The sequence below is a fragment of the Streptomyces sp. NPDC043738 genome, from assembly GCF_056436545.1.
Genome location: NZ_JBWKCJ010000018.1, coordinates 59507 through 79183, shown reverse-complemented (window position 1 = coordinate 79183; position 19677 = coordinate 59507). Strand labels below are relative to the sequence as shown.

Annotated in this window: 17 protein-coding genes; 9 read left to right on the top strand and 8 right to left on the bottom strand. The window is 74.4% G+C overall.

Going from position 1 to position 19677, the window contains the following annotated elements; all coding sequences use genetic code 11:
* Positions 1-34 precede the first annotated feature (34 nt).
* The 5 genes from AC0680_RS23240 to AC0680_RS23220 all read right to left on the bottom strand — a co-directional run bounded on the left by AC0680_RS23240 (position 35) and on the right by AC0680_RS23220 (position 3913).
* A complete protein-coding gene (locus tag AC0680_RS23240) occupies positions 35-1033 on the bottom strand; it encodes a LacI family DNA-binding transcriptional regulator (protein ID WP_478631835.1) in 999 nt (332 codons plus the stop codon).
* A 343-nt stretch (positions 1034-1376) separates the two neighbouring features.
* Positions 1377-1502: a hypothetical protein gene (locus AC0680_RS23235; RefSeq protein WP_384427165.1), complete on the bottom strand. Its 126-nt coding sequence runs from the start codon at positions 1500-1502 to the stop codon at positions 1377-1379.
* A 264-nt stretch (positions 1503-1766) separates the two neighbouring features.
* Positions 1767-2195 carry an organic hydroperoxide resistance protein gene (locus AC0680_RS23230; RefSeq protein WP_478631832.1) on the bottom strand — a complete coding sequence of 143 codons (429 nt, stop codon included), beginning with the start codon at positions 2193-2195 and terminating at the stop codon, positions 1767-1769.
* 63 nt (positions 2196-2258) lie between these two features.
* Entirely contained in the window at positions 2259-2762 is a 504-nt protein-coding gene (locus tag AC0680_RS23225; protein ID WP_478631829.1) for an N-acetyltransferase family protein, read from the bottom strand.
* 131 nt (positions 2763-2893) lie between these two features.
* A complete protein-coding gene (locus AC0680_RS23220; RefSeq protein WP_478631826.1) occupies positions 2894-3913 on the bottom strand; it encodes an NADP-dependent oxidoreductase in 1020 nt (339 codons plus the stop codon).
* Between the two features lie 89 nt (positions 3914-4002).
* Here AC0680_RS23220 and AC0680_RS23215 point away from each other — a divergent pair, with 89 nt between their 5' ends.
* Entirely contained in the window at positions 4003-4434 is a 432-nt protein-coding gene (locus tag AC0680_RS23215; protein ID WP_478631823.1) for a MarR family winged helix-turn-helix transcriptional regulator, read from the top strand.
* Between the two features lie 110 nt (positions 4435-4544).
* Positions 4545-5168: a mycothiol-dependent nitroreductase Rv2466c family protein gene (locus tag AC0680_RS23210; protein WP_478631820.1), complete on the top strand. Its 624-nt coding sequence runs from the start codon at positions 4545-4547 to the stop codon at positions 5166-5168.
* Here AC0680_RS23210 and AC0680_RS23205 read toward each other — a convergent pair.
* The gene (locus tag AC0680_RS23205; protein WP_478631817.1) at positions 5161-6765 is read right to left on the bottom strand and encodes an MFS transporter; all 1605 of its coding nucleotides are present in this window, start codon (positions 6763-6765) and stop codon (positions 5161-5163) included. The two genes, AC0680_RS23210 and AC0680_RS23205, sit on opposite strands and share 8 nt — an antisense overlap.
* Before the next feature lie 234 nt (positions 6766-6999).
* Between AC0680_RS23205 and AC0680_RS23200 the strand changes: the two genes are divergently transcribed.
* Positions 7000-7941, top strand: a complete 942-nt coding sequence (locus AC0680_RS23200) for a TetR/AcrR family transcriptional regulator (protein WP_478631814.1) — start codon at positions 7000-7002, stop codon at positions 7939-7941.
* Between the two features lie 74 nt (positions 7942-8015).
* Here AC0680_RS23200 and AC0680_RS23195 read toward each other — a convergent pair whose 3' ends face one another.
* Together AC0680_RS23195 and AC0680_RS23190 are read right to left on the bottom strand one after the other, a co-directional pair.
* On the bottom strand, positions 8016-9260 hold the full coding sequence (locus AC0680_RS23195; protein ID WP_478631812.1) for a PucR-like N-terminal domain-containing protein: 1245 nt from the start codon (positions 9258-9260) through the stop codon (positions 8016-8018).
* A gap of 28 nt (positions 9261-9288) precedes the next feature.
* On the bottom strand, positions 9289-9435 hold the full coding sequence (locus AC0680_RS23190; RefSeq protein ID WP_478631809.1) for a hypothetical protein: 147 nt from the start codon (positions 9433-9435) through the stop codon (positions 9289-9291).
* A 297-nt stretch (positions 9436-9732) separates the two neighbouring features.
* Between AC0680_RS23190 and pgfA the strand changes: the two genes are divergently transcribed.
* The 6 genes from pgfA to AC0680_RS23160 all read left to right on the top strand — a co-directional run bounded on the left by pgfA (position 9733) and on the right by AC0680_RS23160 (position 19631).
* Complete coding sequence (gene pgfA / locus AC0680_RS23185) at positions 9733-10737, top strand: cell envelope lipid trafficking protein PgfA (protein ID WP_478631806.1); 1005 nt, start codon at positions 9733-9735, stop codon at positions 10735-10737.
* A gap of 169 nt (positions 10738-10906) precedes the next feature.
* Positions 10907-12064, top strand: coding sequence for a glycosyltransferase family 4 protein (locus AC0680_RS23180; protein WP_478631803.1), 1158 nt, complete (start codon positions 10907-10909; stop codon positions 12062-12064).
* Between the two features lie 7 nt (positions 12065-12071).
* Positions 12072-12797, top strand: coding sequence for a class I SAM-dependent methyltransferase (locus tag AC0680_RS23175; RefSeq protein ID WP_478631801.1), 726 nt, complete (start codon positions 12072-12074; stop codon positions 12795-12797).
* Entirely contained in the window at positions 12794-17323 is a 4530-nt protein-coding gene (locus AC0680_RS23170; RefSeq protein WP_478631798.1) for an alpha-(1->3)-arabinofuranosyltransferase domain-containing protein, read from the top strand. The genes AC0680_RS23175 and AC0680_RS23170 overlap by 4 nt, the downstream gene beginning before the upstream one ends.
* Positions 17320-18849: a condensation protein gene (locus AC0680_RS23165; protein ID WP_478631795.1), complete on the top strand. Its 1530-nt coding sequence runs from the start codon at positions 17320-17322 to the stop codon at positions 18847-18849. Before AC0680_RS23170 ends, AC0680_RS23165 begins: the two co-directional genes overlap by 4 nt.
* Positions 18846-19631 (top strand): class I SAM-dependent methyltransferase, encoded by a 786-nt coding sequence (locus tag AC0680_RS23160; protein ID WP_478631792.1) that lies wholly within the window; start codon positions 18846-18848, stop codon positions 19629-19631. Before AC0680_RS23165 ends, AC0680_RS23160 begins: the two co-directional genes overlap by 4 nt.
* Positions 19632-19677 lie beyond the last annotated feature (46 nt).

The window sequence follows — 19677 nt, the reverse complement described above, 5'->3', positions numbered from 1 at the left end:
GGTGGATGGTCTGGGCGCGGCTCGCCGGATCCGCTCAGCCGGCCCGCTCGCCGCAGGAGCGCCGCACGACCAGCCGGGCCGGCAGCAGCACCGAGTCGGCGGGCCGGCCCTCGATCCGCTCCAGGAGGGTGGCGACGGCGGCCCGGCCCAGTTCGCGGGTGGGCTGGGCGATGGCGGTCAGCGGCGGGTCGATGTGGGCGAACCACGGCACGTCGTCGTAGACCACCAGCGCCATGTCGTCGGGCACCCGCATCCCGCGCGCACGAAGTTCGTCCATCGCGCCCAGCGCCATCAGGTTGTCGGTGGCCAGCACCGCGTCCGGCGGCTGCGGCAGGTCGAGGAGGCCGCTCATCACCCGCCGGCCGCCGGTGGGCTGGAGGTCGGGGGTGGCGCCGACCCGCTCGTCGGGCAGGGCGAGGCCGTGGCCGGCCAGCGCGGTGCGGAACAGTTCGAGGCGCTCCTCGCCGGTGGGGGTGCCGGCCGGCGCGACGATGATCGCGGGACGGCGGCGGCCGAGGGCGGCGAGATGGGCGGCGAGATCGGTGAGCGCGGCGGCGCCGTCGGCGCGTACGCAGGGGGCGTCGACGCCGGGCACGGTGCGGTCCAGCAGGACCAGCGGGGTGCCGGCGGCGACGGCCTCGCCGAGCATCGCCGAGCCGGTGCCGGCCGAGCTGACCAGCAGGCCGTCGATCCGGCGGTCGAGCAGGGTGCGGATGTGGTCGTCCTGCTGCTCGGGGCGCTCGCCGGCGTTGCCGATGACCAGGCTGTAGCCGAGGCTGCGGGCGGCGTCCTCGACGGCGTCGGCCAGCTCGGTGAAGAAGGGGTTGGTGAGGTCGCTGATGATCAGGCCGAGCGTGCCGGTGCGGGCGGTGCGCAGCGCGCGGGCGACGTTGTTGGGGCGGTAGCCCAGCTCCCGTACGGCGGCCAGCACGCGTTCCCGGGTCTCGGCGACCGGGCTGTGGCCGTTGAGCACCCGGGAGACCGTGGCGACGGAGACCCCTGCCCGCTCTGCCACATCTTTGATGTTCGCCATGGCGCCGTTGCCGTTTCCGTCCGTGCGACCGCGAACCGCCCCGGGGGGCTTCGCACGATCGCCGTGTAATCGATTTCAGGAGGTTTTCGTGGGGGCTACGAAATCGATTACACGGCCATCGCGTCAAGACGCGGCGAATGTTGCCTGCGTCACACCGGAGGGGTTGTCGGCGACGGAGCCCGGCTCGTCGGGTCCCGCCCCGGGCGCGTCGTGCGGCCGGTTCGCGGAAGCGGCGCGGGAGTCGTGCGCCGCACGAAGGATCGGCCCGGGCACTCCCCCGTTGACCGTCCCGCCTCGATGGCGCGCACCGGCCGTGTCCGGACCTGTGGGCCCAACCCGCCGACTACCGGGCGAACTGCCCCACACACGCGACGACCGCCACCAGCAGGCTCAGCACGCCGAGTACGACCTGCCACCTGTCAGGCGGGGCCCATCGGTCGCTCTCCTGCTCCGTGTCCTGATCGTCCATCGCTCCTCCTCGCTCCTCCGGACAGGCCCCGGAAGTCAGGGCCTCCGCCGGCGGTGCGCCGGCGAAGCTGTGGGGAGGAACGCGATGAAGCCCCTTGAGAGTAGCGCGAGTTGAGCGACCCACGGGGCGGAATCCGGCCCACGCGCCGGAAGCCGCACGCGGGGCGGGAGCGGATCCCGGCCGCCCCGGCGCCGGCTCCACGCGACAGGGGCCGCACCCCTTCGCGGGATGCGGCCCCTGGTGGAGTCGCCGGTCAGCGGCGGATCAGGCGACGGTCAGCTTGACGTCGATGTTGCCGCGGGTGGCGTGCGAGTACGGGCAGACCTGGTGGGCCTTTTCCACGAGGTCCTGGGCGGTGGCCGCGTCGACCTGGGGGATCGACACCGCGAGCTCGACGGTGAGGCCGAAACCGCCGTCCGGGGTCTTGCCGATGCCGACCTTGGCGGTCACCCGGGAGCCGGAGACATCGGCGTTCTCCCGGCGGGCGACGACGCTGAGCGCGCCCTGGAAGCAGGCGCTGTAGCCGGCCGCGAAGAGCTGCTCGGGGTTGGTGCCGGCGCCGCTGCCGCCCTGCTCCTTGGGCGGGTTGACGACCACGTCGAGCTTGCCGTCGTCGCTGGCGACGCGGCCGTCACGGCCGTTCTCAGCGGTGGCGACGGCGGTGTAGACGACGTCGACGGTCTGGATGGACATACGAGATCCTCCTGTGATTCGCCGCGACTCGCGCCCACGGATCGCGACGGCCTGCCGACGAGCCTAACGGGCAGGCGCAAGGGGGTGGGGTGCAGGGCGGACCATGGCGAACTCCCGCTCGTCCGATCCGGCCCGCACGGGCTGCACCCGCCCCGTCCGCTGGAAGCCGTGGCGGGCGTAGAGCCGCTCCGCGTGCGCGTTGCCCTCCGTCACCCAGAGCCGGACCCGGGGGCGGCCGTGGTCGCCCGCCCAGCGCAGCGCCTCGCGGACCAGGAGGTCGCCGGCCCCGCGTCCTCGTGCGGCTCGGTGCACCCACATGGACACCAGGTCGGCGGTCCCCGGGCCGGTCGGGACGACGCTGATCAGCCCCCGGGCCTCGCCGCCGTCCTCGGCGACGAACTGGCTGCGGTGCGCGAGACGCTCGCGCCAGCCGTCCTCCGTGAAGGCCTGCTCGCGGCCCAGGGTGGAGCCGAACGCCTCGGGGGCGTCGGCCAGGGCGGCCAGGCGGACGGCGCGGTAGAGGGCCCAGTCGTCGGGCTCCAGGGGACGCACGGTGATCTCTGCCATGGGTCGGACCCTGACGCCGGCCGGCTCCTGCGGCAAGGGGTTTTCCGCGCGAGCCGGGCCCGTGCCCGCACCGCGGCCCGCGGCCCGCCGCGACCGGGTGCGGACCGGGCCGCCGCGGGCCGGGGCTCCGCTCAGTCGTCCAGGCTCACGATCATCTTTCCGGTGTTCTCGCCGCGCAGCAGGCCCAGGAAGGCCTCGACGCCGTTCTCGATGCCGGAGACCTTGGTCTCGCTGTACTTCAGCTCGCCGGAGCGGATCCAGGCGGAGGCCTCCTGGACGAACTGCGGCTGGAGCGCGTAGTGGTCGGTGACGATCAGGCCCTGCAGGCGCAGGCGCTTGCCGATGATCTGCGCGAGGTTGCGCGGCGCGGGGGTCGGCTCGGTGGCGTTGTACATCGAGATCATGCCGCAGATGGCGACCCGGCCGTGGACGTGCAGGGAGGAGATGGCCGCTTCGAGGTGGTCGCCGCCGACGTTGTCGAAGTAGACGTCGATGCCGTCCGGCGCGGCCTCCTTCAGCTGCTTGGCGACATCGCCGTTCTTGTAGTTGAAGGCCGCGTCGAAGCCGTACTCCTCGACCAGGAGCCTGACCTTCTCGTCGGAGCCGGCCGAGCCGATGACCCGGGAGGCGCCCTTGAGCCTGGCGATCTGGCCGACCTCGCTGCCCACCGCGCCGGCCGCGCCGGACACGAAGACGGCGTCGCCCTCCTTGAAGGAGGCGACCTCCAGCAGGCCCGCGTAGGCGGTCAGGCCCGGCATGCCGAGCACGCCGAGGTAGGCGGTGAGGGGCGCCAGCGACGGGTCGACCTTGGCGACGCGCCGGGCGTCGAGGACCGCGTACTCGCGCCAGCCGAGGCCGTGCAGGACGTGGTCGCCGACGGCGAGGGAGTCGGCGCGCGAGGCGATGACCTCACCCACCGCGCCGCCCTCCATCGGCTGGTCGAGCTGGAAGGGCGGGACGTAGGACTTCACGTCGTTCATCCGGCCGCGCATGTACGGGTCGACCGAGAAGTGCTTGGTGCGGACCAGGACCTGGCCCTCGCCGACCTCGGGCACCGCGGCCTCGCGCAGCGCGAAGTCGTCCGGGGTGGGCCAGCCGTGCGGGCGGGCGACGAGGTGCCATTCGCGGCCGGTCGTGGGCAGTGCGGACATGAGCGCGGTCCTTCCTAATGCTTCAGGTACTGAAACAATGATGCTCCTCGATATTTCATGCTGTCAAGTAATTGGGTATCCTGGTGCCCATGACAGTGCGCCCGGACCCCTTGACCGTCGAGGTCGTCGATCTCATCGGCACCGTCGTCGCCCGTTACTACGAGGAGTACGAGCACGCCGCGGCCGAGCACTCCCTCACCGGCGCGCAGGCCCGGGTGCTCGGCCTGCTCTGCGTCGAGCCGCTGCCCATGCGCAAGGTCGCCCAGCGCCTGAAGTGCGAGCCGTCGAACATCACCGGCATCGTGGACCGCCTGGAGTCCCGCGGCCTGGTCGAGCGCCGCCCCGACCCGGCCGATCGCCGCGTCAAGCTCGCCGCCCCGACCACCGAGGGCGCACGCACGGCCGCGGCGCTGCGGGCCTCCCTCGGCTTCGCCCGCGAACCCCTCGGCAAGCTGACGGTCGCCGAGCGCACCCTGCTCAAGGAGTTGCTGCAGCGGATGCTGGGCGTCGCGCCGGAGTGAGACCGGCGCACCGCCCCGGGCCCGTCCGGGGGCGCGGCGGCAAGTGGCCCAGGATCGTCGGGGGCAGGTGGACCGGGCGGGCGGAGCGGCGGCGTTCTAACCTCGACCCCATGACCAACCCGAGCAGCACCCGCCACTGTGTCGACTTCTACTTCGACCCCATCTGCCCGTTCGCCTGGATCACCTCGCGCTGGATCCTCGAGGTCGAGCAGCACCGCGACCTGGATCTGCGGTTCCGGGTGATGAGCCTGTCCGTGCTCAACGAGGGCCGCGAGGACCTTCCCGAGAAGTACCGCGAGCTGCTGGACGCGGGCTGGGGCCCGGTGCGGGTGTGCATCGCGGCCGCCCAGGAGCACGGCGAGGAGGTGCTGCGCGACCTGTACACCGCGCTCGGCACCCGGATCCACAACGACGGCCGCAAGGACACCGCCACCGTCATCGAGGAGGCGCTGGCCGAGGTCGGGCTGCCGGCCGAGCTGGCCCGCGCCGCCGGCAGCGAGGCGTACGACGACGCGCTGCGCAAGAGCCACCACGAGGGCATGGACCCCGTCGGCGAGGACGTCGGCACGCCCACGCTCCACGTCGACGGGGTCGCGTTCTTCGGCCCGGTGCTGATGGCGATCCCGCGCGGCGAGGACGCGGTGCGGATCTTCGACGGCGTCCGCCTCCTCGCCGGTTACGACAAGTTCTTCGAACTGAAGCGGACCCGCACCGGCGAGTTCGACTTCAGCTGACGGCCTCGGGGGCGGCGGACGCGGGGGCGGCGGCCGGACCGGTCGCGTCCACCGCTCCCGGCTCCTCGCCCCCCGTGGTGCGCAGGCCGCGCAGCAGCGCCACCGCCAGCACCGCGGCGCACAGCATCACCCCCGCGGCGCCCAGCACCACCGTCTGCAGCCCGTCGGTGAAGGCCTCCCGCGCGGCGACCAGCAGCGCCCGGCCCGCCCGGCCGGGCAGTTCGCCGGCCACCGCGGCCGCGCCCGCCAGGGTCTCGCGGGCCGCGTCGGCCGCCTGGGCGGGGAGCCCGCCGGGCAGCGCGTCGTCCATGTGGCCGCGGTAGACCGCGCTCCCGATACTGCCCAGGATCGCCATGCCCAGCGCACCGCCGAGTTCGGTACCGGACTCCAGCAGGGCCGAGGCGGAGCCCGCCCGCTCCGGCGGGGCGGCGCCGATGGCCAGTTCGTTGCCGAGGGACATCACCATCACCAGGCCCGAGGCGTAGACCGACGAGGCGACCAGGACGTACCAGAGGGCGGAGCCCGGCTCCAGCCAGGACAGCCAGACGAAGCCGCCGGCCGCGACGGCGAACCCCAGGGCGATGACGTACGCCCGGTCCATCCGCCGGGCGAGCCCGGTGGCCACCGCCGCCATCCCGCCCACCGCGAGCGTCGGCAGCAGGTTCCACAGCGCCGCCTCCACGGGGCTCATGCCCTTGACGGTCTGCAGGTACTGGGTGAAGAACACCGCGCAGCCGACGACCGCGAACGTCGCCAGCAGGTTCATCAGCACCGAGACACTGAACCCGCGGTGCCGCAGCAGCTCCAGGTCGAGCATGGGGTGGCGGGCGGTGCGCTGGCGGTGGACGAAGGCCGCGGCGGCCAGCAGGCCGAACACCAGGGCGCAGGCCGGCAGCACCGCGAAGCCGTCGCGGGCGATCTCCTTGACGCCGTAGACGGCCGGCAGCATGGCGAGCAGGGACAGCAGCGAGCCGGGCAGGTCGAAGCGTCCGGCCGCCGGGTTCTTGAACTCCGGCAGCAGCAGCGGCCCGCAGACCAGCAGCAGCACCATCGCGGGTGTGTTGATCAGGAACACCGAGCCCCACCAGAAGTGCTCCAGCAGCGCCCCGCTGAGCACCGGCCCGATCGCGATCCCGCCCATCACCGCCGCCGACCAGGCCGCGACCGCGGTGCCGCGCTGCTTGGCGTCGTGGAAGAGGTTGCGGATCAGCGCGAGCGTGGACGGCATCAGGGTCGCACCGCCGACGCCGAGCAACGCCCGGGCGGCGATGAGCATTTCGGCGCTCCGGGCGTACGCGGCGAGCGCGGAGGCCAGGCCGAAGAGCAGGGCGCCGGACAGCAGGAGCCGGCGGCGGCCGATGCGGTCGCCCAGCGCCCCCATGGTGATCAGCAGGCCGGCCAGCACGAAGCCGTAGACGTCCAGGATCCACAGCTGCTGGACGCTGCTGGGATCCAGCTCCGCGGTCAGGAACGGCACCGCGAAGTAGAGCACCGAGACGTCCATCGAGACCAGGAGGCAGGGCAGCAGGAGGACGCCCAGGGCGATCCACTCCCGGCGGCCGGCCAGCGGCTTGGAGGTGTACGAAGTAAACGACATGGCTGACACGGTAAACAGGTTGCGCTTACGGTGCAAACAGCGGGAGCAGTAAGGGAATTGGAGCTGCATCACACTAGTGCACCTACCTAGTGCGAGGTGCTGGTGGCACCCCCGCTGCTACCCTCACAGCAAGCAAATCCCCCTGGTGCACTAGTACGGAGGTTGCCCCGTGGAGCATCCCACCCGCCGCCCGACCACCACCCCTCAACGACGCGCTTCGCGCGGCCCCCGCTGATGGCGCCGCCCTACCGACGGATCGTCGAGGAGATCCGGCGCCGCATCGACGCCGGCGAGCTGGCGGCGGGCGACCGGGTGCCGTCGACCCGGCGGATCACCCAGGAGTGGGGCGTGGCGATGGCGACCGCCACCAAGGTGCTCACCACGCTGCGCCAGGAGGGGCTCGTACGGGCCGTACCGGGCGTGGGCACGGTCGTGGCCGAAAAGGAGCGGGCGCCCCGCGCGGAGGCCGCGCGCGAGCGGCGCCCGCGCGAGACGGACGGCGGGCTCAGCCGCGAACGCGTCGTACGGGCCGCGATCAAGGTCGCCGACGCCGAGGGGCTGCGCGGACTGTCGATGCGCCGGGTCGCCGCCGAGTTCGGGGTGTCCTCGATGGCGCTCTACCGTCATGTCGCCAACAAGGACGAGCTGGAACTGCTGATGGCGGAGGCCGCGTTCGCCGAGGTCGCGCTGCCCCGGCCGGCGCCGGAGGGCTGGCGGGAGCGGATGGAGGCGGGCGCGCGGCTGCAATGGGAGCTCTACCAGCGGCATCCGTGGCTGGCGCAGTATCTGTCGATCACCCGGCCGCGGCCGATGCCGCAGGCGATGGCGCTGATCGAGTGGACCATGGCGCGGGTGGAGGGGATGGCTCCGCTCACCCTGATCCACATGGCCGTGACCCTGCTGAACTACGTACGGTCCACCGCCGCCGGCTTCGAGGACGACCTGGAGGCCGAGCAGGAGACCGGGATGGACCAGAACCAGTGGATGGCCTCCATGGACCCGGTGTTCGAGGGCATCCTGCAGTCCGGCTCGTACCCCATGTACGCGGGCATCGACGGGGTCGGGGAGGACGCGGTGACCCTGGAGACGCTCTTCGAGTTCGGGCTGGCCCGCCTCCTGGACGGCATGGAGGTGCTGGTCGGGCGCCGGGCGGCGGGGAGCGACGGGGACGGCTGAACCGGCCGCGGGCCACTGGAGGTCGCCCGGCCCTCAGAGCGACACCGGTGGACCCGCCGGGCCCGCGCGGCCGGTCAGGTCAGCTCCCCGCGCAGCCGGCGGGCCCGTAACACCAGCTCCAGTTCGAAGCGGCGGTCCGGGTCGTCCATCTCCCCGCCCCATAACTCCCGTATCTGGCGCAGCCGGTAGCGCACGGTCTGCGGATGGACACCGAGCCTCGCCGCGATCTCCGGGGCCCCGCCGCGGGTCTCCAGCCAGGCGAGCAGGGTCTGGGCGAGCCGCCGCCCGTGGGTGGGGCCGCAGCTCTCCAGGGGGGCGAGCCGGCGGCGGGTGAGGTCCTCGATCAGCTCCTCGGGCGGCAGCAGGATCAGCGCCTCGGTGTGCTCGGTGCACTGCAGCAGCTCACCGGCGGGCAGCAGTCCGCGCTCCGTCAGATCGACCGCCGCCCCGGCCCAGCGCAGCGACTTCGCGGCGTCCAGCAGCGGTACGGCGGGCCCGATCGCGCCGGACCAGCCGGCCGCCGCGCGCGCCAGCAGCTCGCGCCGGCCCGGGGCGTCCGGCTCCGGCACCACCATCCGCGGCCGCTCGCACTCCATGTCCAGCAGGACGTCCGAGGCGACGGCGGGCGCCACCGCCTCGCGGGCCGGGCGCAGCAGGACCGCGACGGCGACCTGCTCGGGCAGCGGCCAGCCGATCCGTGCGGCCCGCTCGGCGAGCGCCGGCAGCAGCGCGGCGGCCCCCGCCGCCCCGGAGCCCTTGCCGCGCCGCCTCCTTCCGGAGCCGCTGAACAGCAGCTCCATCAGGCCGCGTTGCAGCCGCAGCCGTTCACCGGCCTGCCGGGCGGCGGCCTCGGCGTAGCCGCGTACGGACTCGGCGACCAGTCCGTCCAGGTACTCGAACCCGGACTCGGCCAGCTCGTACATCGCCGGCGCCGGGATGGCGACCTGCTGGCCGATCTCGGCGAGCCGCCGCCAGGCCAGCCGCACGCCCAGCCGGTAGATGGCCTGCAGGGCGTCCAGGCTGCGGCCCTGGATGCCCTCGCCGCGGCCGAACTCCTGGAAGACCCTCGGGTGGACGTGCGGACGGTCCAGACCGGCCGTCATATGGGCGACGAAGTGCTCCAGCGACTGCCGGATGCCGACCAGCGCCCGCGGCTCGCCGAACTCATCGTGCACCAAAGGGAGTTGGGGGTACTCCCGGCGGATCTCGCGCAGGATGTCCTGGGCCAGGGCAGGCACCTCGTCCAGCGCCAGCGCGGCGAACCGCCGCACCTGGTGGGCCGGGACCTCACGCCAGGCGGAACGGACGGCGGTCACCACCGGGACCTCCTTCGCACGCCGGCCCCGCCTACTCGCCGGTCCGGCCGAAGGTCACCAGCGGCACGTTCGGCTGCTTCGGGGTGGCGCCCAGCGCCGCGACGATGCCGAGCGCGACGCCGACCGCCAGTGCGGCGGCGGCCAGTGCGGTCAGTACGGCGGCGAGCGTTCGGTGCATGGCGCGGCGGCCCTTCGTCGATGCCGGAGACCTCGGGTCTTTGTCGAGGCTGGTACGGCACACGCACGGCCCGGGGTGCGACGGATCAAGGCCGGCTCGGCGCCGCGTCCCACAGCGCGGCACCACTTCACTCGTGGTGCCTGCCGAGTGTGAAAGGGCATTGACGCCCTGTCAAGAGTTCGCTTACGTTCCCGGCCCATGACGCCCGGGGCCGCCGGGAGCGAACGCACCGGACCGGCCACGGCGCCCCGCACGTGCACCAGAGCGTGATCCCCCACCGCTTCCAGGAGTGCTCGTATGCCCGCATCCGGCAAGCCCGCCACCCCCTCCGCCACGCCCACCGCCGCCGCCCGCACCGCATCGCCGCTGTCCCTGGCCGTCCTCGGACTCGGCGTCTTCCTGCTGGTCCTGGCCCCCCTGCTGGCCTGGTACGTCGAGCCACGGGCCAAGGTCACCCCGATCGACGTCGATGTCACCACCGTCTTCACCGGCACCGGCAGCTACTTCGACACCGCCGCGCTGCGCACCAGGGACCGGCAGAAGATCACCATCACCCGGCACGTCCTGGGCGATGTCGCGGCGAGCGAGCGCAGCGGGCGGGCCGTGTGGGACGTCTCCACCACGGTCGACACCCCTCGGACGCTGCCGCTGAAGGATCCGCGCAAGGCGTTCCAGTGGACCACCGAGCGCTGGGTCACCGACCGGCACAGCAATGCGCCGGTGCACTGCTGCGCCGAGGCCCCGACCCGCTTCGACGGCGACGCGTACCTCAAATTCCCCTTCGACGTGCAGAAGAAGAGCTACCGCTGGTGGGACAACACCCTGGGCGCGGCCGTCCCGCTCCGCTACGCCGGCACCCGGCACATCCAGGGCCATGAGGGCTACCGCTTCACCGGGACGGTGCCGCCGACCAGGACCGGCAGCCGGCAGGTCCCCGGGCGGCTGGTCGGGCGGGGCGGACAGGGCCAGATCCAGGCCGAGGAGTGGTACGCCAACTCCGGCATCGAGCTGGTCGTCGAGCAGCGCACCGGCCGGATCATCCATGCCGCGATCTCCCCGCTCAAGACCCTGCGGGCGCCCGGTTCCCGGCGCGACGCGGTGGTGCTGCTGCGCGGCCGGCAGCTGCGGTTCACCCCGGCGACGCAGCGCGCGCAGGTGCGGCTGGCGAAGGCGGACAGCGACAGGCTGGCGCTGGTCGGCCGGACGCTGCCGGTGGGGGCGGCGGTGGCGGGCGGGGTGCTGGCGGTGGCCGGGGCGGGGTGGGTGGCGCGCGGCCGGCGGTCCGGCCCCGGAGCGAAGTGATGATGCGTCAGTCAGGTTCGGACCCGTTTTTGTCACCCCGGTGAGTAGCCGCGGCGCACCGGCCGGGCGAAAACTGTCCACCCCACGGCGCAGCACGGCCCCGCACGACTCAGTACGCAGTACGTCCCCCCACCGCCGGTACCGCACCCTGAGACGAGTTGGATCGCACATGCCCCCGTACGTACGCCCCTCCCCGCCCCCGGTGCCCTGCGCACCGCCGGCCGGCGGTCCCCCCGCCGCCGGCCGGCCCCCGCTCCCCCGCCGGATCGTCTTCCTCGCCCGCCGCGATCTGGGCAACCCCGCCGCCGGCGGCTCCGAACTCCTGGTGGACAAGATCGCCTCCGGACTGACCGCGCACGGCCACGAGGTGACCCTGCTGTGCGGCGGGCCCGCGGCCGCACGGGACTACCGGGTGGTGTCCGCGGGCGGCGACGCCGGCCACTTCCTGCGCGCGCCCCGCCAGTTGGCCCGCCGGGCCGACGCCTGCGACCTGCTGGTCGAGGTCTGCAACGGCATGCCCTATCTCGCGCCGCTGTGGCACCGCGGCCCGACCCTGTGCCTGGTCAACCACGTCCACACCGATCTGTGGCGGCTGCGCTACCCGGCGCCGGCCGCCCGGCTCGGCCGCCGTCTGGAGCACTGGGCGCTGGCCGCCACCCACCAGCGCAACCTGATGGTCGCGGTCTCCGGATCGACCGCGTCCGCACTGCGCGGCCTCGGCGTGGACCCCGGCCGGATCCGGCTCGTCCACAACGGCGTGGAGGAGCCGGGCGCGCTGGCCCCCAAGGCCCCGGAGCCGCTGTTCCTGGCCATGGGACGGCTGGTGGAGTACAAGCGGATCGATCTGCTGCTGCGGCTGTGGGAGCGGGTCCGGCCGGTGACCGGCGGCCACCTGGTGATCGTCGGTGACGGGCCGGAGCGCGCACGGCTGACCGCGCAGGCCGGCCCCGGCGTCACCTTCACCGGCCACGTCTCCGAGCAGCGCAAGCACGAACTGCTCTGCGCCGCCTGGCTGTTGCTGCACCCCTCACTCGTCGAGGGCTGGGGCCTGGTGGTCATGGAGGCCGCCGCCCGCCGCACCCCCACCGTCGGCTTCGACATCCCCGGCCTGCGGGACTCCGTCGAGGACGGGGCCACCGGCCTGCTGGCCCGCGGCGAGAGCTCGTTCGCCGCGCACTGGTGCACCCTCGCGCTCAGCGCCCGGCGCCGTCAGGCACTGGGCGACGCGGCACGACAACGCGCCGACCGCTTCCGATGGAGCCATACCGTCCGCAGCTTCCGCGCGGTCGCCGCCGAAGCCGTCCTCGACGCGCCCCCCAGGCGGTGAGGCCCCGGTGCGCGACCCCTCGCTGCGCAGGTCCTACGCCCTCTTCCGCGCCTTCCTCCAGGAGCAGACCGCACCCGAGCACTGCTACCGGCTGCTCGCCCGCGACGCCGCCGACCAGGTCGAACGCCATGCACCGCTCAAGGGCGCGGTGGTCGCCGACGTCGGCGGCGGCGCCGGGCACTTCACCGAGGAGTTCCGGCGCCGCGGCGCCCACGGCTACCTCTTCGAGCCCGACCCGGCGGAGCTGACCGCCCGCGGCCGCAGGCCCGAGGCGGCGGTGGTCGCCGACGGATACCTGCTGCCGCTCGCCGACGGCGCCGCCGACATCTGCTTCTCCTCCAACGTCCTGGAGCACGTCGCCGACCCGCAGACCTTCCTCAGCGAGATGGTCCGGGTCACCCGCCCCGGCGGGCTGATCTACGTGGCCTTCACCAACTGGCTCTCCCCCTGGGGCGGCCACGAGACCGCGCCCTGGCACTACCTGGGCGCCGAACGGGCCCGCAGGCGCTACCGGCGGCGCACCGGCCGGGACGCCAAGCACACCTTGGGCGTCAACCTCTTCGCGGTGCACGTCGGGCGCACCCTGCGGCAGGTACGGGCACGCGACGACGTCGCGATCGTCACCGCGCGGTCCCGCTACGCGCCGTTCCTCGCCGAGGCCATCCCCCGCCTCCCGGGCGTCCGGGAGGTCGCCACCTGGAACCTCCTCCTCATCCTCCGGCGGTTGCCATGACCCAGACCCTGCGGCCCTCCCCGTCCCCGGGAACGCCCGATACCGGCGGCAGGACCGACACCACGTGTGCCCCACCGCCCGGCAGGCCCCGCGGCAGACGCTGGTTACTGGCCTTCTGGGCGGCCGCCCTGGCCGGCTTCCTCGTGCCCTCGCCGGGGAAGATGACGTTCGAGACCAAACTGGGCGTCACCACCGACCCCTGGAAGTTCCTCGGCGACCTCGGGCAGCTGTGGCACGACCGGGCGGGCTTCGGCGGCATCGCCGACCAGTACTTCGGCTACGCCTTCCCCACGCTCCCGTACTACGGCCTGACCGACCTCGCCCACGTCCCCGTCTGGCTGGCGGAGCGGCTGTGGATGTCGCTGATCGTCACCGCCGCGTTCTGGGGCGCGCTGCGGCTGGCCGAACGGCTGCGCTTCGGCAGCCCGCCGACGCGGCTGCTCGCGGCGGCCTGCTACGCCCTGTGGCCCACCTTCACCATCGTCATCGGCTCCACCTCCGCCGCCGCCCTGCCGGGCGCGCTGCTCCCCTGGGTGCTGCTGCCGCTGACCAACCCTCAGGTGAGCGCCCGTATCGCGGCGACCCGCTCGGCGCTGCTGATCCCCTTCATGGGCGGCGTCAACGCGGCCTCGACGCTGGCCGCGCTGCTGCCCGCCGGCCTGTATCTGCTCTCGCGCACGGGGCCGCGCCGGACCCGGCTGCTGGCCTGGTGGCTGCCCGGTGTCGTACTGGCCACCGTCTGGTGGGTGGTGCCGCTGCTGCTGCTCGGCATCCACGGCGAGAACTTCATGCCGTTCATCGAGCAGGCCGACACCACCACCGGCACCATGTCCGCCACCGAACTCCTGCGCGGCGCCGGCAACTGGGTCGGCTACCTCGACTTCGGCGAGCCCTGGCTGCCCGCCGGCTGGACCATGACGGCCAACGCCTTCGCGGTACTCGGCTCAGCGCTGGCCGCGGCGCTCGGCCTGGCCGGCCTGGCCCGCCGCGACCTGCCCGAACGGCGCTGGCTCCTGCTGACCGTACTGGCCGTGACACTGATCGCGCTGGCCGGATACGGCGGAGCGCTCGGCGGCCCCCTGCACGAGCTGTGGCAGGACTGGCTGAACGGCTGGCTGCGCCCGTTCCGCAACATCTACAAGTTCACCCCGGGCCTGGCCCTGGCACTCACCCTCGGGCTGGCGCATCTGCTCGCCGTCGCCGCCGAGCGCCGCGGCACCCGCCGCGTCCCGGCCCGCCACCGCCTGCCCCAACTGACCGCGCTGCTTGTCCTGCCCGCCCTCGCACTGCCCTTCCTGACCGGCACCGTCCTCCAGCCCGGCCCCTTCACCAAGCTGCCCGCCTACTGGGAGCAGACCGCCGGCTGGCTGCGGACCCACACCCCGCACAGCCGCGCCCTGGTCGTCCCCGCCACCGCGCACGGCATCTACACCTGGGGCTCCCCCATCGACGAACCCCTCGACGTGCTCGCCGCCTCCCCCTGGGCGCAGCGCGACTTCGTCCCGTTCGGCACCCCGGGCGCCCGCCGGACCCTGGACGCCGTCGAACAGGCACTGCTGACCGGCGCCCGGGTTCCGGGCCTGCGCGACTACCTGGGCCGGGCCGGACTGCACGACGTGGTGGTGCGCAACGACCTCGACCCCGACCAGATCGGCTACGTCCCCCCGCAGACCGTCAAACGGACCCTGGAGGCCTCCGGCTACCGCAAGGTGGCCGCCTTCGGCCCGCTGACCACCGGCGGCAGGATCCCCGCCGGGGCCCCGCTGCAGATCCAGGGCCTGTATCCGCGCCAGCGCGCCGTCGAGATCTACCAACCCCAGAACACCCCGGAGCCCGGCCGCGTCGCCGCCCGGCCCGTCGCGGACACCGCCCAGCTCAGCGGCGGCCCCGAAGCCCTCCTCCAGCTCTCCGCCGACCCCGCCCTGCGCAACCGGGCCACCGTGCTGACCGGCGAGAACCACCCCGGCCTCGGCACCCCGCCGCTCCAGCTGACCGCCGACGGACTGCGCCGCGCCGACACCCGCTTCGGGCTGGTCAACAGCAACACCTCGTACACCTACACGGCCGACGAGCGAAACCATCCCGACAGCGTGCAGGACCCCGGCCGGCCGCCCCGGCAGATCCTGCCGACCACCGGAATCGGCCACCAGACCACCGCCCGCCTCCGCGGCGCGTCCTCGGTCACCGCCTCCACCAGCGGCAACTGGCTCTTCCACCTGCCGCAGTACGACCCGGTCAACGCCTTCGACGGCAACCCGGACACCGCCTGGGCGGAGGGCAGCGCCGGCGACCCCGTCGGCCAGTGGGTCGAGATCGCCTTCACCCGGCCGACCGCCGTCCCCGCCGCGCTGACCCTCACTCCGCTGCCCGGAGACGGGCTGCGCGCCGCCCCGACGTCCGTACGGATCCAGACCGACCGCGGCCGCGCCGACTCCGCGCTGCGCCCCGACGGAACACCTCAGCAGGTCAAGGCCCCGGCCGGGACGGCGAAGTGGCTGAAGGTGACGATCCTGGGCTCGCAGACCCCGCGCGCCGGGCTGACCGGCGCCGGATTCGCCGAGATCGCCGTCCCCGGTGTCCAGGTCACCCGGCTGCTGCAACTCCCCACCGACGCGCAGGACTCCGACGCGCCCGCCGAAACCGTCTCGCTGCACCGCGGCAGCGACCCGGGCGGGCTCTCGCCCGTCTCCGCCGAGGTCGGGCTGCACCGCGAGTTCCGTACCGGGCACCGCGGCGCCTACGACATCTCCGGCAAGGCGCTGGCCGTCCCCGGCACCGAACTCGACCGGCTGCTGGACCGGGTCGCGCCGGAGCAGAAGGACCGGATCACCGCCACCGCCGACTCCACCAGCTTCGGCTTCGGGCAGTCGCTCAGCCCCCGCAACCTCGTCGACGGCGATCTGACCACCGCCTGGATCGCCGGCGACCGGCCGACGCTGCATCTGCGCTGGCCCGGCAAGAAGAAGATCGACCAGATCGTGCTGGCCGCGGCCGGCGGCATCTCCACCCGCCCGGAGCAGATCCTGATCAACTCACCGGACGGCGCGGCCACCGCGGGCGTCGACGAGAACGGCCAGGCCCGCTTCGAGGCGATCACCACCGACCGCCTCGACATCACCATCAGCAAGGTCAAGGAGCTGACGCTCCACAACCCGGTCGCCGGCCAGGCCCTGCAACTCCCGGTCGGCCTCAGCGAGGTCTACCTGCCGGCACTCGACGCCTACCGCACCCCGCGGCCCGCCGCCGGCACCCGCTTCACCGTCGGCTGCGGCCAGGGCCCGATGCTCGCCGTCGACGGCGTACTGCACGCCACCAAGGCCTCCGGCTACGTCCGCGACCTGACCGAACGCCGCCCGATCGACGTGGAGTTGTGCGCCGGCCCGGCCAAGGACGGGCGACTGGAGCTGCCGCCGGGGCGCCACCGGGTGGAGGCCGGCGACCAGGGTCCGCTGGCGCTGACGGATGTCACGCTGCGGAGAGGGGACCCGCACGGCACGGAGCCGGCGGCGGCCCCGGCCGGCCCGGCCCGCGAGGTCACCGCCGAGGACTGGTCGGGGGACCGCCGCACCGTCTCCATCGGCTCCGGCCAGGCCGTCTACCTCCAGATGTACGAGAACGCCAACGACGGCTGGCACGCCACGCTCCACGGACGGCGGCTGACGCCGCTGCGGGTGGACGGCTGGCAGCAGGCCTTCCTCGTACCGGCCGGGGCGGGCGGCACCGTCGAGCTGTCCTACGGTCCGGCCACCGCGTACGACCTGGGGCTGATCGGCGGAGCGCTGGGCGTGGCGCTGCTCGTCCTGTCCGCCCTGATCCGCCGCACGCCCCGCACCCCGCGTCCCGACGTCCCGCCGCCGCCCGCCCCCTCGTGGGTGCTGGGGGTCGTCGCCCTCACCGCGGTGGTGGCCATGGCCTCCGGGCCGTACGCGGTGATCGTGCCGCTCCTGGCGCTACTGGCCCGCTTCCGGCGGCAGTTGCTCGTCCCGCTCGCACTGGCGGCGATGGCGGCCGCCGGGGCCGTCGCGGCACTGGGCGCGGGCGAGCCCGTCGCCGCGGACCAGGGCGCTTTCAGTGGCCTCGCGCAGGGGCTGGCGTTGCTGGGGCTGGCGGCGGGGGTGGTGACCGTACCGACGGGGGTGGCGGAGTCGGAGCCGGCACCGACGGCGGCCCGGCCACGGGGCGGGGCGCCGGGCGGGGCGGGGGCGGACGCGCCGCCGGATTCGCCTCCGCCACCGTTGCCGCGGCGGCCGCGGGGCGGTGCGTACACCGCGCGCTCCGTGAACACCGGGCGACCCACGGACACCGGGCGCTCCGCGAGCACCGCGGACGAGCCCGGGGCGGCGGCCATCGGCCGGCCCATCGTGGCCCGGGGACGGGCGCGGGGTGACGGTCCGCGCTGGGCCGAGCGGCGCCGGCCGGGACGGCCGCCGACACCGCCGGCGCCACCGCCCATGCCACCAGGTGGCGACGGGGAGGACAACCGGGGGGACAACGGGAAGGGCAACGGGGAGGACACCGCACGATGACCGCACTGCAGCCGGCCGCCGCGCCGCCACCCTCCTCGTCGTCCGCCTCCTCGTCCTCCCCGTCCGGGCCGCGCCCGGCCCGCCAACCCACCGTCGCCCGCGTCCCGTTCCCGCTCGTCGACGAGATCGCCCGGCACTGCCTGGAGGACGACGAGCCGGAGACCGTGCACATCGAGGTGCACCTCCCCGGCCGGATCGAGCCCGCGCGGCTGCGCACCGCGTTCCTGCAGGCGCTGGCCCGGCACCCGCGCATCCTCATGCGCCAGGAGCCGGTCCGCTGGTGGCGCCGCCGCTACCTGTGGCAGCTCACCGCCGCCCCGGACGTGGACCCGGTCACCGTCGCACCACCGGGGCCCGACGCCCTTGGCCACGCCCGGGAACGCGCGCTCTCCCTCTGCCCGCCCCTGGATGCCTCACCGCCCGTACGGCTGGAGATCGTCGGGCGACAGGGGACCGGAACGGCCGACGGCACGGTGCTGCTGCTCACCATCAACCACACCGCCCTGGACGGCCCGGCCTGCCTCCGGGTGCTGGCCACCGCGGCCGAGCTCTACGGCGGCGCCGACAACTCCCCGGCACCGCCGCCCGTACGGGCCACCGGCCCCGGGACGGAGCATCCGGACGACGAGACCGATCCGGGGAGCGCCGGCCACCGCTTCTCCCGTCCGGTCCGGATCGCCGCCCACCACGGGGGCGGCGGTGGCACGGGCAGGGGCAGGGGCAAGGGCAGGGGCAGGGGCAACAGCATGCTCATCACCGAGCTGCCGGTGCCGGCCCGTCCGCCCCGGGTGGACGGGCGGCCCGCGTACACCGTGAACGACCAACTCCTGGTCGCCACCTGCCTGATGGTGGCCCGCTGGAACCGGCTGCATGCCGGCCGCACCGCTCCCGTCGTCGTCACCATGCCCGTGGACGACCGGCCGCGCGACCTCGGCATGCCCATCGGCAACGGCACCCGGCTGGTCTCGGTCGGCTTCGGCCCCGAGGAGCGGCGGGACGCCGAGCTGCTGACCGCCGATCCCCCCGACCCGGACGCGGTGGCCCGGCTGCTGCGACGTACGGCGGCCCGCACCCGCGCCCTCAAGTCGGCGCCGCCCGGCCCCCAACTCGGGCTCTCCGCTGCGGTGCTGACCGCGCCCGTACTGCCCGTCGGACTGCGCGGCGCCGCCACCCGCGCGCTGCGCGGCGCCGCCGCGCCCTGGACGTCCACCACACTCCTGTCCAACATCGGCCGTATCCCCTATCCGCTGGACTTCGGTGACGCCGGCCGCCCGACCGCGGTGTGGTTCTCCGCCCCGGCGCGGATGCCGCGCGGGCTCACCGTCACCACCGTCTCCGTCGGCGGCCGCATCCAGCTCGCGCTGCGCTGGTCGCACGCCCTGCTGGACGATCCGACCGGCGCCCGGCTCGGCGCGCTCTTCCGCTCCTCGCTCGCCGCCACCGCCTGGCCGGATCCCGCCGCTCCTCCGTCCCCCGGCCAGCCGCCCCCACCCCCCGCCGCCCCGACCGAAGGACGCGCCCGATGACCCGGCCCGCCGCCCCCCGCCCCAGCGGCGCCTTGGGAACCGGTCCGACCGCGCCCCCCACCGGGCTGCGGGACTTCTACGAGAACCCGGCCGTTCCGGTGGCGTCCGGCGCCGCCCGCAGCCGGCGGCAGGCGCGGCTGCTGGCCCGCGCCCTGGGCCCCGTACGCGCCGGCGCGCCGCCGGCCACCGTCCTGGACCTCGGCTGCGGCGACGGCTCCGCCGCGGCCACCGCCGCCGAGGTCCTCGCGGGCCACCGGCTCATCGGCGTCGACTGGTCCCAGGACGCACTGCGCCGCGCCCAGCCCCGCATCCCCTCCGTGGTACGCGGCGAACTGACCGACGGCGGCCTGCCGTTCGCGACCGGTTCCGCCGACGCCGTCCTCTTCAGCGAGGTCATCGAGCACCTCGTCGACCCCGATGCCGCCCTGGACGAGCTGCGCCGTGTGCTGCGCCCCGGCGGCCACCTCATGCTCTCCACCCCCAATCTCGCCGCCTGGTACAACCGCGGACTCCTGCTGGCCGGAGTCCAGCCGGTCTTCTCGGAAGTGAGCCTGCGTCATATCCACGGTCGGCCGGGCAGCCAGGTCGTCGGCCATCTGCGCCTCTACACCGCCCGTGCGCTGCGCGGCTTCCTGGCGGCCTCCGGCTTCGAGGCCGTACGCATCACCGGCGCCCCGTACCACGATGTGCCGCGCCCCCTGCGCCCGCTCGACCGGGCCGCCTGTCATCTCCCGTCCCTGGCCTCCATCCTGCTCGCCCACGCCCGCCGAAGCGGCCCCTGACCAACCCAACCGCCCGACACCTCACGAAGACCCACGGGGGCCCTCG

What these genes read in the sequence shown, in the direction of transcription:
- AC0680_RS23170 (WP_478631798.1), top strand. Translation starts at nt 12,794, where the DNA reads ATGACCCAGACCCTGCGGCCCTCCCCGTCCCCGGGAACGCCCGATACC.
- AC0680_RS23215 (WP_478631823.1), top strand. Translation starts at nt 4,003, where the DNA reads ATGACAGTGCGCCCGGACCCCTTGACCGTCGAGGTCGTCGATCTCATC.
- AC0680_RS23235 (WP_384427165.1), bottom strand. Translation starts at nt 1,502, where the DNA reads ATGGACGATCAGGACACGGAGCAGGAGAGCGACCGATGGGCCCCGCCT.
- AC0680_RS23225 (WP_478631829.1), bottom strand. Translation starts at nt 2,762, where the DNA reads ATGGCAGAGATCACCGTGCGTCCCCTGGAGCCCGACGACTGGGCCCTC.
- AC0680_RS23180 (WP_478631803.1), top strand. Translation starts at nt 10,907, where the DNA reads ATGCCCCCGTACGTACGCCCCTCCCCGCCCCCGGTGCCCTGCGCACCG.
- AC0680_RS23200 (WP_478631814.1), top strand. Translation starts at nt 7,000, where the DNA reads ATGGCGCCGCCCTACCGACGGATCGTCGAGGAGATCCGGCGCCGCATC.
- AC0680_RS23205 (WP_478631817.1), bottom strand. Translation starts at nt 6,765, where the DNA reads ATGTCGTTTACTTCGTACACCTCCAAGCCGCTGGCCGGCCGCCGGGAG.
- AC0680_RS23160 (WP_478631792.1), top strand. Translation starts at nt 18,846, where the DNA reads ATGACCCGGCCCGCCGCCCCCCGCCCCAGCGGCGCCTTGGGAACCGGT.
- AC0680_RS23240 (WP_478631835.1), bottom strand. Translation starts at nt 1,033, where the DNA reads ATGGCGAACATCAAAGATGTGGCAGAGCGGGCAGGGGTCTCCGTCGCC.
- AC0680_RS23210 (WP_478631820.1), top strand. Translation starts at nt 4,545, where the DNA reads ATGACCAACCCGAGCAGCACCCGCCACTGTGTCGACTTCTACTTCGAC.
- AC0680_RS23230 (WP_478631832.1), bottom strand. Translation starts at nt 2,195, where the DNA reads ATGTCCATCCAGACCGTCGACGTCGTCTACACCGCCGTCGCCACCGCT.
- AC0680_RS23165 (WP_478631795.1), top strand. Translation starts at nt 17,320, where the DNA reads ATGACCGCACTGCAGCCGGCCGCCGCGCCGCCACCCTCCTCGTCGTCC.
- AC0680_RS23220 (WP_478631826.1), bottom strand. Translation starts at nt 3,913, where the DNA reads ATGTCCGCACTGCCCACGACCGGCCGCGAATGGCACCTCGTCGCCCGC.
- pgfA (WP_478631806.1), top strand. Translation starts at nt 9,733, where the DNA reads ATGCCCGCATCCGGCAAGCCCGCCACCCCCTCCGCCACGCCCACCGCC.
- AC0680_RS23190 (WP_478631809.1), bottom strand. Translation starts at nt 9,435, where the DNA reads ATGCACCGAACGCTCGCCGCCGTACTGACCGCACTGGCCGCCGCCGCA.